The organism is Klebsiella sp. MISC125, assembly GCF_051131775.1.
In the GTDB taxonomy this organism is placed as follows: Bacteria; Pseudomonadota; Gammaproteobacteria; order Enterobacterales; family Enterobacteriaceae; genus Klebsiella.
Map to the genome: position 1 here is coordinate 56025 of NZ_CP180448.1, position 13836 is coordinate 69860.

General features: G+C 56.1%; 10 protein-coding genes. All 10 read left to right on the forward strand.

Annotated elements, in window-relative coordinates; all coding sequences use genetic code 11:
* Positions 1–280: 280 nt before the first annotated feature.
* On the forward strand, positions 281–652 hold the full coding sequence (locus ACMYSL_RS00270) for a DUF3302 domain-containing protein (protein ID WP_181484361.1): 372 nt from the start codon (positions 281–283) through the stop codon (positions 650–652).
* Between the two features lie 3 nt (positions 653–655).
* A complete protein-coding gene (locus tag ACMYSL_RS00275; protein ID WP_112215661.1) occupies positions 656–1792 on the forward strand; it encodes an HlyD family secretion protein in 1137 nt (378 codons plus the stop codon).
* A gap of 409 nt (positions 1793–2201) precedes the next feature.
* Positions 2202–3740 (forward strand): PTS transporter subunit EIIC, encoded by a 1539-nt coding sequence (locus ACMYSL_RS00280; RefSeq protein ID WP_434661048.1) that lies wholly within the window; start codon positions 2202–2204, stop codon positions 3738–3740.
* A gap of 13 nt (positions 3741–3753) precedes the next feature.
* Positions 3754–5481, forward strand: a complete 1728-nt coding sequence (locus ACMYSL_RS00285) for a sulfatase (RefSeq protein ID WP_434661049.1) — start codon at positions 3754–3756, stop codon at positions 5479–5481.
* Between the two features lie 9 nt (positions 5482–5490).
* Positions 5491–6363, forward strand: a complete 873-nt coding sequence (locus ACMYSL_RS00290; protein ID WP_434661050.1) for an aldose 1-epimerase family protein — start codon at positions 5491–5493, stop codon at positions 6361–6363.
* Positions 6364–6399: 36 nt separating this feature from the next.
* On the forward strand, positions 6400–7281 hold the full coding sequence (locus ACMYSL_RS00295; protein WP_110275961.1) for a MurR/RpiR family transcriptional regulator: 882 nt from the start codon (positions 6400–6402) through the stop codon (positions 7279–7281).
* A 261-nt stretch (positions 7282–7542) separates the two neighbouring features.
* Positions 7543–9630: a TonB-dependent receptor domain-containing protein gene (locus ACMYSL_RS00300; RefSeq protein WP_434661051.1), complete on the forward strand. Its 2088-nt coding sequence runs from the start codon at positions 7543–7545 to the stop codon at positions 9628–9630.
* Between the two features lie 177 nt (positions 9631–9807).
* Complete coding sequence (locus ACMYSL_RS00305) at positions 9808–10416, forward strand: glutathione S-transferase (RefSeq protein WP_304254356.1); 609 nt, start codon at positions 9808–9810, stop codon at positions 10414–10416.
* Positions 10417–10522: 106 nt separating this feature from the next.
* Positions 10523–11911: an L-seryl-tRNA(Sec) selenium transferase gene (gene selA, locus ACMYSL_RS00310; RefSeq protein WP_434661052.1), complete on the forward strand. Its 1389-nt coding sequence runs from the start codon at positions 10523–10525 to the stop codon at positions 11909–11911.
* Positions 11908–13749, forward strand: a complete 1842-nt coding sequence (gene selB / locus ACMYSL_RS00315) for a selenocysteine-specific translation elongation factor (protein WP_434661053.1) — start codon at positions 11908–11910, stop codon at positions 13747–13749. The genes selA and selB overlap by 4 nt, the downstream gene beginning before the upstream one ends.
* Positions 13750–13836 lie beyond the last annotated feature (87 nt).

The window sequence follows — 13836 nt, forward strand, 5'->3', positions numbered from 1 at the left end:
GTTTTGTGTGATGTGCATCACATATTATCTTTGAGTGTTTGTTATTTATTTGTGATGTTAATCACAAAATATTTTGATCTGGATTTCTCCTGGTGTGATCTCCGGCAGGTTATGCCGCATTCAGCGCGAGAGCGTGTAACTAAGTAACTCGATCCGCTAAAGAACATTTTAGCCGTCAATGGCGAAAATGAAATCGGTGAATTATGCTCAATCTGTCGGCCGTTTTTTTATCTGCCACAAAACAAATCCTATTAATAATTAGCGTAAATCCGAGGAAATTATGTTTCTCAATTATTTTGCGCTCGGCGTTCTGATCTTCGTTTTTCTGGTGATTTTTTATGGAATCATCATTCTCCATGACATCCCTTATTTGATTGCGAAGAAACGCAACCACCCGCACTCGGATGCGATTCACGTCGCGGGCTGGGTGAGTCTGTTTACTTTGCACGTCATTTGGCCGTTCTTATGGATCTGGGCCACGCTTTATCAACCGGAGCGCGGCTGGGGGATGCAGCACCGGCGGGATGGCGTGCCGCCAGAAGCGACAGAAGATGAGGATGAAATTAGCGAACTTCGCCAGCGGGTCAGCGCGCTCGAACAGCGAATAACCGGTCTTCAGCCGTCAGCCCAACCCCCTTCGGTGGAGAAATAACTCATGGATCTGCTGATTATTTTAACCTACGTGGCGATTGCCTGGTCGATATTTAAAATATTCAAGATCCCGGTAAATAAATGGACGGTTCCCACCGCGGCGCTGGGCGGGGTATTTATTGTTAGCGCGCTTATTTTATTAATGAACTACAACCATCCTTACACCTTTACCGCGCAAAAAGCGGTTATTTCTATTCCGATTACCCCGCAGGTGACCGGGGTGGTTAGCAGCGTCACGGATAAAGCAAATCAACGGGTTAAAAAGGGTGAAGTTCTGTTTACCATCGACCCGGTACGCTATCAGGCGCGGGTCGACAGGCTCCAGGCTGACCTTGTCACCGCACTTCACGGCATCAACACGCTGAAAGCCCAGCTTTCTGAGGCCCAGGCAAATACCACCCGAGTTTCAGCGGAGCGCGACCGGCTCTATAAAGACTATCAGCGTTATCTGAAGGGCAGCCAGGCGCGGGTAAACCCGTTTTCGGAAAGCGATATCGATAACGCCCGGCAAAACTATCTGGCTCAGGATGCGATGGTGAAAGCGTCGGTTGCGGAGCAGGCGCAAATCCAGAGTCAGCTCGACAGTATGGTTAACGGCGAGCAGTCGCAGGTGGTGAGCCTGCGCGCGCAGCTGGCGGAGGCGAAATATAACCTCGACCAGACCACCGTGCGTGCGCCCAGCGACGGCTATATCACCCAGGTTTTGATTCGCCCTGGAACCTATGCGGCCTCGCTGCCGCTGCGCCCGGTGATGGTGTTTATCCCACAGCAAAAACGGCTGATTGTGGCGCAGTTCCGGCAAAATTCGTTGCTCAGACTTGAGGCGGGCGATGATGCTGAAGCGGTGTTCAACGCGCTGCCGGGCCAGGTCTTTCACGGCAAGCTGGTGAGTATTCTGCCGGTGGTGCCGGGGGGAACGTATCAGGCACAGGGCACGCTGCAAGCGTTGACGGTCACGCCGGGCACCGATGGCGTGCTGGCAACCATCGAACTCGATCCCAATGCCGCCGTGGACGCGCTACCTGACGGCATTTACGCCCAGGTGGCGGTTTATTCCGACCACTTCACCCACGTTTCGGTGATGCGCAAAGTGCTACTGCGCATGACCAGCTGGATGCACTATCTTTATCTGGACCACTAAACCGAGATTGATGACAAACCTGTTTTAGATATTGTATTCGCATTTCTGCCGGATGGCGGCTAGCGCCTTATCCGGCCTACAGGTGACCGTGCCTGTCTAGGGCTTGATGGCATTTGCGTATCCCGTAGGCCCGGTAAGGCGCTCGCCGCCACCGGGCAATTCCAGACGAGCAATCTGCTAAACCCCTTCCCGTTTTGACATCGCGTGCCTGGTCATCCCTGTATCGTATGGATGACCAGGCTTCGCGTTGCTTATGATTCCCTTCCGTCGCAGACGAAAATTTTTGGTGATGCCTGTCACTATTTCAGCGTCCTGCGTTGACAAATTGCGCAAATGATCGGAACAATAGTTTCATTAAATCACTATAAATATGAAACTAAAACTTCATTTGCCAATATCAGGGATTCGTATGAGCAGATTATTTGCTGGAGCACAGAATCTGGGTAAGTCGTTTATGCTGCCGATAGCCATTCTCCCCGCCGCGGGGTTGTTACTGGGCTTTGGCGGCGTGTTCACAAACCCGGTGACCCTATCAACCTATCCGTTTCTTAATGGCGAGGTTGTACAGGCGATTTTTACCGTTATGCGCCTATGCGGCAGCGTGGTGTTCGACAACCTGGCGCTGCTTTTTTCCGTCGGCATTGCCGTTGGGCTAGCGCGTAGCGACAAAGGCACTGCCGGGCTGGCGGCGGTACTCAGTTTTCTGGTGATGAACAAGGCCATCAGCGCGTTGTTGCTGCTGAACGGCACGCTGGCCAGCGAGAACCTGGCCGCCGCCGGGCAGGCAAGCGTACTGGGGATTACCACGCTGCAAACCGGCGTGCTGGGCGGGGTGATGTGCGGCCTGCTGACCTCTTGGGTACATAGTCGCTACGGTAAAACGCAGCTGCCTGACATGCTGGCGTTTTTTAGCGGTTCGCGCTTTGTGCCGATCATGACTTCTTTCTTCGCCATCTTTCTTGGCGTCGCGCTGTTCTGGGTGTGGCCACATGTGCAAGCCGGGATTTCGCATCTGGGGATCCTCGTTGAGAAGACCGGGTATGTCGGTACATTGATTTACGGCATGATCCTCAAGTGCCTCATCCCCCTCGGTTTGCACCATATTTTCTATATGCCGTTCTGGTTAACCAGCGTCGGCGGTGAAGCGATGGTCAACGGGCACATGGTTGAGGGAACGCAGAAAATCTTCTTTGCCCAGTTGGCCGACCCTTCCGTCACCCAGTACTACATCGGCGTGTCACGCTTTATGGCGGGACGCTTTGCCGACTTTATGTTTGGCCTGCCGGGCGCGGCACTGGCTATCTATCACTGTGCGAAGCCGGAAAACAAAAAGAAAGTCGCCAGCCTGATGCTCTCTGCTGCCCTGACCGCATTCGTCACCGGGATCACCGAGCCGCTGGAGTTCGCCTTTATGTTCTGCGCGCCGCTGCTCTACGCGGTGCATATCGTCCTGACCGGCTTTGCGTTTATGTTCTCCCATATGCTGGAAATTACCGTTGGTCAGACGTTCTCCGGCGGACTGGTGGATTTCCTGCTCTTCGGCGTGCTGCAAGGCAATGCCAAAACTAACTGGATCTACATCTTCCCGCTGGGCGCGGTGATGTTCTGCACCTACTACTTCTCGTTCCGCTTCCTCATTCAATGGCGTCAGTTGAAAACGCCGGGCCGTGAAGATGAAAGCGAAGAGACGCCGACGGTCAGCGTGTCGCAGGACGTTCGCGCAGCGGGCATTGTTGAGGCGCTGGGTGGTCGGGGCAACATCGTTGATGTGGACTGCTGCGCGACCCGCTTGCGGATCACCGTCAACGATGCGGAAAAGGTCAAGCTGGATGATTTCAAACAGTTCGGCAGTAAAGGCGCATTTATTCGCGGCCAGGGCGTACAGGTGGTTTATGGCCCGCATGTGACGCTGATTAAAAACGAAGTCGAAGAATTTATCGGTTCATAAAGAGAGCAGTCTTATGAAAGCAGTTATGTTGATGTTTGACACCCTGACCCGCAATCACCTTGCGCCCTACGGCGGGGATGCGATAACGCCGAACTTCACGCGCCTGGCGCAGGAATCCGCGCAGTTTGACAACTTCTACGTCGGCAGCATGCCCTGTATGCCTGCGCGTCGCGAGCTGCATACCGGGCGCTACAACTTTCTGCACCGTAGCTGGGGGCCGCTGGAGCCGTTCGACTTCTCTGCGATGCAGGCCCTGCGCCAGCACGGTGTCCACACGCACATGGTGACCGACCATAAACACTACTGGCGCGACGGCGGCGCCACCTACCATACCCGCTACTCGACGTTCGAATTTATTCGCGGTCAGGAGGGAGACTGCTGGAAAGGCCAGGTGGAGAAGCCGCTGATCCAGTGGCAGGGCAATGAAGATGAAGAGACCCGCCGCCGCCGCGCAGGGCGCATGACCCAGGACTTAATCAACCGCACGGCGATGCCGACGCAAGAGGAGCACTTTACCCATCGCACCATCAGCGCCGGGATGGAGTTCCTTGAAACCAACCGGGACCAGGAAAACTGGTTCCTGCAAATTGAGTGTTTCGACCCGCATGAACCGTTCTTCGTCCCGGAAAAATACCTCGCGCAGTATGGCTGCAAACCGGGTGACTTTGACGGCTGGGTGCCTTACTACTGCGGCGCGCCGGGCGGTGAAGACGACGACAAGGTGCGCAAGTTCTACCAGGCGCTGATCACCATGTGCGACGACTATCTCGGTCAGGTGATGGATAAGCTCAAGGCGCTGGACCTGTGGGACGATACGCTGTTTATCGTCTGCACCGATCACGGCTTCCTGCTGGGCGAACATCAGTGGTGGGGCAAAAATATCATGCCGGTGTATAACGAAATCGCCAATACGCCGTTCTTTATTCGCGACCCGCGCTGCCAGGCTGAAGGCGTGCGGCGCCAGGCGCTGGCCCAGACCATTGATATCCCGGCGACGCTGCTGGAGTACTTTGACGTCCCGCGCCCGGCAACCATGACCGGGCAGCCGCTGCGCCCGGCGGTTGAGCGCGATGAAGCCATTCGCGACTACGCGTTGTTCGGCTATTTTGGCGGGCATATCAATATCACCGACGGCGATTACGTCTATATGCGCTGCCCGCGCGAGCAGGATAAAGCGCATTTGTACGAATACACGCTGATGCCAACGCGCATCGACAGCCCGTTTAAAATCGACGAGCTGAAAGATATTCGTATTCACCCCGGCTTTGATTTCACCCAGGGCGTGCAGGTGATGCAGATCCCTGCCACCTTCGGCTATCTCAACCCGTGGCGCTTTGGCGACAAGCTGTTCGATGTCAAAAACGATCCGCGGCAATTGCACCCCGTCACTGATAGCGCGCTATCTCAGCATTACGCCAGCGCGATAATCCCAGTGATGCGCCAGCACGATGCGCCGCCGGAGCTGTATACGCGTTTCGACCTGGGATCTCTGTCGCCCGAACGCGACCAGCAGTTCGTTGTGTGCCAGCAGGAATCAACGGCGGGTTATACCTGCGTGCATCCGGGCGTCGCGGAAGCGCTGGCGTTCCTTGTACGCAACAGCGATTCACAGACGCTGGACCTTGCTGAGGATAAAGTGATTGATGAGGCTGATATCTTCACGCTGATTGACCGCCTGTTTACCGGCGACAAGCATCGGGCGATGGTCTATCAGACGCGGCTGCTGCTGCGCACGGCTTAGGAGAATCACATGGAGTGGCATCTGGAAAACGCGCGTTTTCGTATAGTGGTGCAGGCTGTTGGCGCGGAGCTAAGCGAGCTGTGGGATAACCATCGCCAGCGCAGCTGGATATGGCAACCGCAGGCGGGAGTATGGAACAACTCGGCGACGCAGCTGTTTCCTGTTGTGGGGCAGCTCATCCACAATGGCTTATGGCAGGGCGAGCGTTTTTTTCCACTCACCGCACACGGATTTCTGCGCCACCAGACGTTCACCTGCGTGTCTCAGGACGCCACTCATCTGGTCCTTGAAGCATCCGATACCGCTGAAACACGCGAGGTCTGGCCGTTTGCGTGGCGCATACGCCTGACGTGGCGGCTAAATGACGATGGCATCAGCGTAGACTGGGCGGTGATTAACGAGGACAGCCAGCCCTGGGGCTACTCGCTGGGCTGGCATCCCGGCTTCGCGCTGCCGATTGCCCGCGAGCCGGGCTGGCAGGTGCGTTTCGATCGCGTCTGTGCGGGTCCCTTTGCGACGGTGCGGCGCACGCTGGCGATCCCCGACGACGCGCCGGACGTCTCGGCGTTTATCTTGTCGCCGGATAGCTTTGCCGGAGGCGCGGTCTATTTTGCGCTGGGAGAGGGTAATCGCTGGGCGGTCTGCTCCCCGGATGGCTGGGAACAAATCGCCTTTTCCGGCAGCCAGAAATGGCTGGCGCTATGGGGCGTTCCTGGTGCGGATCTGCTGTGCGTGGAGCCGCTCAACGGCACCACCGACGATCCCCATTTTGATGGGCAAATAATCCATAAGCGCGGCATTGAGTGGCTGGCGGCGGGGGAAACGCACCACCATCAGCTCTCACTAAGCTTCCCGGCAGACAGCGAACGGCAAGCGGGCTAAACTACCTGACTTAACGCGCGGTCAGGAGAGCCCACAGTGAGTGTGAATAAAAAAAACGTACGCGTCTACCTCGCCAATATTCTCAGTAACCTCGGGGAAACGGACGGCAAAATAGCGGGTTATATCCTGCAACAGCCCGCGCAGGTGGTGCAGCTACCGGTGAAAAAGCTGGCGCTGGAAATTGGCGTAAGCGAAGCCACCATCATCCGTTTTTGCAAGAAAATTGGTTACGCCGGGCTATTGAACCTGAAAGCGGATCTGAAGCGCGAGCTGCTGGACGATAGCGATTTATCGCTGCCTTCGTCGCCGGATATTTTCCTTGATGATTCGCGCAACGACGTGGCGCAAAAAATCGCGCTCACCATTGAAACCTCAACCCGGGAAACCATCGGCCTGCTGGAGATGAAAATCGTCAAACCGGTGGTCGAGCGCTTTTTAAGCGCGCGACGGGTGATGTTTGTCGGTTTTGGCGCATCGGGGCTGGCGGCGCTGGAAGCGCGGGATAAGATGAACCGCTTAGGGATTGATTCCGAAGCCTTTACCGATCGCTTCACCATGACCTTAAAGCTGGCAAACCTGAAGGCCGATGATCTGGTGGTGGCCTTTTCGCACTCCGGGGAAACGCCGGAGGTGGTTAACGCCTTCCGTCTTGCGCAAAAGAAGGGAGCCTGGACGCTGGCAATTACTCATAGCCCCCATTCTCCGCTCACTGAGCTGGCGAACACCTTCTGGCTGACCAGCGGCGAAGCGGGGCCGATGCAGGGTGATTCCATCTCAACGCGTATTGCTCAGCTGTTTATCATTGAATTCCTGTGCACCGAAATTACCCGCCACAACTTACGCGATAGCGGCGTTACCGGTTTGTCGATTAAAGAACTATTGATAAAAGAGCGTATTAAGCGCGAATCTTCAGAGTAAGCATATTGTTTAAAACCCGCAGGCAAAAATAATCCGGCGGGTAATCCTATGATTCTCCTTGTTTGTTATTTACTGACAGCGTATTAATCTTCTTGCTTAAATATTCCTTGCGTGAATAATTAATTAAAAAATATATTAATTAATTATTTGTTCATGGCGAATATATTGGCTTAATCAGTAAAGTTTTGTAAGTAAGATTAACTTATTGCAATTAATAATGAAAATGATTCTCACTTTTATTCACATTGTGAGGGATCGAGTATGTCCACATATGGACGTGAGAAATTATTAATTGGCGCAACCGTGCTGTTATGCGCGCCGGTATTTGCCGAAACGGATAATAAAATTGAGGATGCTGAGACGATTAAAGTTGTGGCATCGGTTAAAAGCACACCAAAAGAAACCAGCGTTTACGCGAATAAAATCGCCGCCCGTCAGCCGGAGCTAATCAAAGATATTCTGCGTGATATTCCTGGCGTTGACGTTGGGGGCACCAACGGATTCAATCAGCAAATCTATATGCGCGGCGTGAGTGATAAAGGCATTAACGTCACCATTGATGGTGCGCGCCAGATGGGCGACCTTTTTCACCATGGCGGTAATTTATTAATTGACCCGGCGTTATTAAAGCAGGTTGACGTTTCAGTGGGTGCGAACTCTGTGGTCAATGGTTCTGGAGCACTGGGCGGCGCGGTGAAATTCACCACTGTTGATGCATCTGATTTATTGCGGCCGGGCGAAAGCTTTGGCGCTCGGGTAAAAACCGGCTATGACACCAATAACGACGAATGGTCTAATTCGCTGACGCTATTTGGGCGGGTAGCGGATCGCGTTGACCTGCTGGGCTATATTAGCCGCAGCGATTACGACTACGGTGAGAGCGGCAACGGCACGCGTATCGGCGCAGATGGCAAAGATAAGAGCTATTTATTCAAGGCTGGCGTTGATCTTTTTGAAGGGCAGAAAATAAAGGCCTCGGCTGAGCGCGTAAAATCGGATGGTGAATATCCGTTCCGCGCAGAATTCTCTTATCGCCCGACGACCACCGCGAATTTCCAGGACTACACGCCACAAAACTTCATCCGCGAAACCCAAACCCTCGCTTATGAAGCGGTTGATGGTAGCGGCTGGATCGATCTGAAAGTCGCTGGCTATCACACCAAAAATGAACTCGATCGCAGCCAGCCGCATAAAAATATGGCCGCAGCGATTCGTTCCGGCGAAGCGAGCGCCAGCGTTAAAAAGCGTTGGAATAGTCTGGATAGCGGTTGGGTGAACAATGTGGAAACCTGGGGCGTTAACGTTGATAACCGCTCAGAATTCCAGACCGGCGCTTTTGGCCACACGCTACGCGTAGGCTACGAATGGTTCCAGACCAAAAACCACCGTGATGATTACCAGTATTCCAGCGGCCGAAAAACTGCCTCCTGGAACGGCGAAAAGGGGACCAGCAACTCCGGGTATCTGGAAAATGCCGTGCAGTTTGGCGGGCTGACGCTCACGCCGGGGATCCGCTACGATCACTACCAGGCCGATATGCTGGGCGATCAGGATCAGACGTTCACTGAGTTCTCCAAAGCCTTTGGCGCCGAGTATCGTTTTGAATCCGGTTTTGGCTTATTTGCTAACTATACGGAGCTGTTTCGTGCGCCGGATACCACGGAGTCGATCCGCGTGAATTCCAGCGAGTTTAACCAGAAAAACCAGCTCGATCCGGAAACCGGTGATAACAAAGAGGTCGGGATTTTCTTCGACCGTCGCGGTCTCATTGCGCAAGACGACTCACTCAGTATTGTCGGCAAATATTTCCGCACGCATTACGACAATCTTATCGTCCAGACGGCGGTTCCCGGCGTTTCTGAACTCACGGAGCGTTTCAATGCCGGTAATGCGGTTGTCGATGGTTATGAAGCGTCGGTAAATTATGCGGTAAACGATATTATTACCCGTTTCAGCTATTCCCATATCAGCACCGATTATAAGTCGCCATTGATGGTCAAAGGCGTCGCGAAATATGGCGATATTCTGGGGCGTGATACCGGTGATAAATATACCGTTGGTTTGACGTATCTGCTGCCGAAATATGATGTTGCTATGCACTGGAATTCGCTGTTCTACACACGTTATAAAGATGCGGAAACGAAAAAGCCCGGCTATGGCGTGAACGATCTGGCGGTTGAATGGGCGCCGACTTCCGGTACGCTGGATGGCCTGACCTTAAGCCTGGGGTTATACAATATCTTTGATAAAAACTATGTATCCCACACCTCGCGCAACAGCTATGGCGTACTGGGCGCGGACTACGAACCGGGGCGGAGCTTCCGCGCCAGCGTGGCTTATCAGTTCTAACCGTAAACAAGTCGGGGCTACAGGTTTCCAGCCGTCTGTGGACCCGTAGCCAGGACAAGGCGCGTCAAGCGCCGCCTCCGGGAAATGCGCCGGGGCTCGCGGAATTTCCTTTTGCTTCGCGGTTTTTTACCGCAGCCTGCACCATACTTACCTTTTTGTTGGCGAAAGGAGCAGGCAATGAAACTGATCGGCAGCTATACCAGTCCCTTTGTGCGCAAAATTTCCGTCATTCTGCTGGAAAAAGATATTCCCTTCGAGTTCGTCAACGAATTCCCTTACAACGACGTCAATGGCGTAGCGCAGTATAACCCGTTGGGGAAAGTGCCCGCGCTGGTCACCGACGATGGTGAATGCTGGTACGATTCGCAGATTATCGCGCAGTATCTGGAGCAGCTCGGCGTCGCGCCGAATATGCTGCCAGCGGAGCCACAAGCCGCGTTGAAAATGCGTCAACTTGAGGCGCTGGCTGATGGCGTTATGGAAGCCGCACTGGCTCTGGTGCGAGAGAAAACGCGCCCGGCAGCGCAGCAGTCTGAAAGCGAACTGCTACGCCAACGGGAAAAGGTCGCGCGCGGTCTGGATGCGCTGGAAGGCTATGCGAGTGACGGGACTTTACGCTCGGATGAAGTCAACCTGGCGACCATTTCGGCGGCCTGCGCTATCGCTTACCTTAACTTTCGCCGCGTCGCGCCGGGCTGGTGCGCCACCCGCCCTAAGCTGGTCAGGCTGGTGGATTCGCTCTTTCAGCGCGCCAGCTTTGCGCGCACCGAACCGCCGAGGAGTTGACCCAGGCAGGTAACAGTTTCTGCCCGGAGGCGTTACAATCACCGCTTATTTGTTGACTCCCTCTCCCGTCGGGAGGGGGGAAAATAACTTACCGCCAGGCCCATTCATGACTACCGAGATTCGTGCGCTTTACACCCGGCTTCCGGCCATCGATCGCCTACTTCGCGAACCCGCATTTTCCACGCTGCTGACGCAATATGGCCACTCCCAGACGGTGACGCTGCTGCGCCAGATGCTGGAAGAAGCAAGAGAGCACATCCGCCAGAGCCAGGCGCTACCCGACTGGAGCGATGACTGGTTGCAGGAAACCACGCGGCGATTAACGCAGACGCAGCAGAGCGCGCTGCGCCCGGTTTTCAATCTGACGGGTACCGTATTGCACACCAATCTGGGCCGCGCCATTCAAGCGGAGGCGGCGGTTGAGGCGGTTGCTCAGGCGATGCGCGCGCCGGTCACGCTGGAATACGATCTCGACGATGCCGGACGCGGTCACCGCGACCGGGCGCTGGCTGAGCTGCTTTGCCGGATAACCGGCGCGGAAGATGCCTGTATCGTCAACAACAACGCGGCTGCGGTGTTGCTGATGCTGGCGGCGACCGCTAACGGATGCGAGGTGGTGGTATCGCGCGGCGAGCTGGTGGAAATCGGCGGTGCATTCCGCATTCCCGACGTGATGCGCCAGGCGGGCTGTATCCTGCATGAAGTGGGGACCACCAACCGCACCCATGCCAAAGATTATCGTCAGGCGGTCAATGAAAATACCGGCCTGTTAATGAAGGTGCACACCAGCAACTACAGCATCGAGGGCTTCACGAAAGCCGTCGATGAAACCGAGCTGGCCGAGATAGGCCGCGAGCTGAAAATCCCGGTGGTGGTTGACCTTGGCAGCGGATCGCTGGTCGATTTAAGTCACTACGGCCTGCCGAAAGAGCCGATGCCACAAGAGCTGATCGCCGCAGGCGTCAGCCTGGTGAGCTTCTCCGGCGATAAACTGCTGGGTGGCCCGCAGGCGGGGATTATCGTTGGTAAAAAGGCGCTGATTGCGCAATTGCAAAGCCATCCACTGAAACGTGCTCTGCGGGCGGATAAAATGACCCTCGCGGCGCTGGAAGCCACGCTGCGCCTCTATCTGCACCCGGAAAAACTGGCCGCCGAGCTGCCGACGTTGCGCCTGCTGACCCGCCCGGCGGATGAGATTCGCCAGCAGGGCGAGCGCGTACTGTCCGTACTGGCGGCGCATTATGCTGATTTTGACCTACGGGTTGAGCCGTGCCTGTCGCAAATTGGTAGCGGGTCGCTGCCGGTGGACCGTTTACCCAGCGCGGCGCTAACCTTTACCCCGCGCGATGGTCGCGGCAGCCAACTGGAGGCTCTGGCGGCCCGCTGGCGTCTGTTGCCCGTGCCGGTGATCGGTAGGGTTTATGATGGCCGCCTGTGGCTGGACCTGCGCTGTCTTGAGGATGAAACCCGGTTTATGGAGATGTTATTGAGATGATTATTGCCACCGCCGGACACGTTGACCACGGCAAAACCACGCTGCTACAGGCGATTACCGGTATCAACGCCGACCGCCTGCCGGAAGAGAAAGCGCGCGGGATGACTATCGATCTGGGCTACGCCTATTGGCCGCAACCTGACGGACGGGTGCTGGGATTTATCGACGTTCCCGGCCACGAAAAGTTTTTGTCCAACATGCTGGCCGGCGTTGGCGGCATCGATCACGCGCTGCTGGTGGTGGCCTGCGACGATGGCGTGATGGCACAGACGCGCGAGCATCTGGCAATCCTCCAGCTTACGGGAAAGCCGACGCTAACCGTTGCGCTAACCAAAGCGGATCGCGTTGAGGCGGCGCGGGTAGAGGAAGTTCGGGCGGAAATCGATGCAGTGCTGGCGGAGTTTGGCTTTACCGATGCCACCTTGTTTGCCACTGCGGCCACGGAAAACCGGGGCATTGCCGAGCTGCGCGAGCATTTACTTCAGCTCAGTGCGCGGGCGCATCCGCAGCATCAGCGTTTTCGTCTGGCTCTCGACCGCGCGTTTACCGTCAAAGGTGCGGGGCTAGTGGTCACCGGGACAGCGCTTTCCGGCGAGGTTAACATCGGCGATACGCTGTGGTTGACCGGTGTAGATAAACCGATGCGCGTGCGCGGCCTGCACGCGCAGAATCAGCCGGTCGAACAAGCGTGGGCCGGTCAACGCATCGCTCTGAATATCGCTGGCGATGCGCAAAAAGAGGAACTGAATCGCGGCGACTGGCTCCTCTCTGTGCAGCCGCCGGAAGCCTCTGAACGAGTGATTGTCGAACTTCAGTGCCACACGCCGCTGAGCCAGTGGCAGCCGCTGCATATCCATCATGCCGCCAGCCATATTACCGGGCGCGTGTCGCTGCTGGAGGGCGATTTGGCGGAGCTGGTGCTGGATACGCCGCTGCGTCTGGCGGATAACGACCGTCTGGTGCTGCGCGATATTTCCGCTCGCCTGACGCTAGCCGGTGCGCGAGTGGTGGCGCTGAATCCACCGCGCCGGGGCAAGCGTAAGCCGGAATATTTACAGTGGCTGCATGCGCTAGCAGCCGCGCAGGACGATGACGTTCAGGCGCTGGATATTCATCTGCAGCGCGATGCGGTTCGCCTTGATGATTTCGCCTGGGCGCGTCAGCTCAGCGACGAGGGCCTGAATGCGCTGATTAGCCGTCCTGACTATCTCCAGGCGGGGAACAGTCTGCTTAGCGCTCCGCTGGCGGCACGCTGGCAGCGGAAGCTGCTCGACGCCCTGGCGCGTTATCACGATCAGCATCGCGATGAGCCGGGTCCGGGCCGCGAACGTCTGCGGCGTATTGCGCTGCCGATGGAAGATGAAGCGCTGGTGCTGCTGCTGATTGAGCAGATGCGCGAAAGCGGTATTGTTCACAGCCATCACGGCTGGCTGCATCTGCCGGAGCATAAAGCGGGCTTTACCGACGAGCAGCAGGCCATCTGGCAGCGGGTCGCCGGGCTGTTTGCCGATGAGCCATGGTGGGTGCGCGATCTGGCGCGGGAAGCCAACGTCGAGGAGTCACTGATGCGCGCAGTATTACGCCAGGCGGCGCAGCAGGGGATGATTACTGCGATCGTTAAAGATCGCTACTACCGCAACGATCGGATTGTCGAATTCGCCAAAATGATCCGCGAACTGGATCTGGCAAAGGGTTCCACCTGTGCGGCAGATTTCCGCGATACGCTGAACGTCGGGCGCAAGCTGGCAATTCAGATCCTGGAATATTTCGACCGCATCGGCTTTACCCGCCGTCGCGGCAACGATCATATTCTGCGCGATAAGGCTTTGTTTCTTTGAGTATCATCAGGTAAATCCCGGAGGCGGCGCGTTGCGCCTGTCCGGGCTACCAAACCAGCAGGCTGCTAGATCTCGTAGCCCGGTCAG

Excerpts from the sequence above, each read along its gene's own strand:
- ACMYSL_RS00300 (WP_434661051.1), top strand. The coding sequence starts at position 7,543 with ATGTCCACATATGGACGTGAGAAATTATTAATTGGCGCAACCGTGCTG.
- ACMYSL_RS00270 (WP_181484361.1), top strand. The coding sequence starts at position 281 with ATGTTTCTCAATTATTTTGCGCTCGGCGTTCTGATCTTCGTTTTTCTG.
- selB (WP_434661053.1), top strand. The coding sequence starts at position 11,908 with ATGATTATTGCCACCGCCGGACACGTTGACCACGGCAAAACCACGCTG.
- ACMYSL_RS00285 (WP_434661049.1), top strand. The coding sequence starts at position 3,754 with ATGAAAGCAGTTATGTTGATGTTTGACACCCTGACCCGCAATCACCTT.
- ACMYSL_RS00305 (WP_304254356.1), top strand. The coding sequence starts at position 9,808 with ATGAAACTGATCGGCAGCTATACCAGTCCCTTTGTGCGCAAAATTTCC.
- ACMYSL_RS00280 (WP_434661048.1), top strand. The coding sequence starts at position 2,202 with ATGAGCAGATTATTTGCTGGAGCACAGAATCTGGGTAAGTCGTTTATG.
- ACMYSL_RS00275 (WP_112215661.1), top strand. The coding sequence starts at position 656 with ATGGATCTGCTGATTATTTTAACCTACGTGGCGATTGCCTGGTCGATA.
- ACMYSL_RS00290 (WP_434661050.1), top strand. The coding sequence starts at position 5,491 with ATGGAGTGGCATCTGGAAAACGCGCGTTTTCGTATAGTGGTGCAGGCT.
- selA (WP_434661052.1), top strand. The coding sequence starts at position 10,523 with ATGACTACCGAGATTCGTGCGCTTTACACCCGGCTTCCGGCCATCGAT.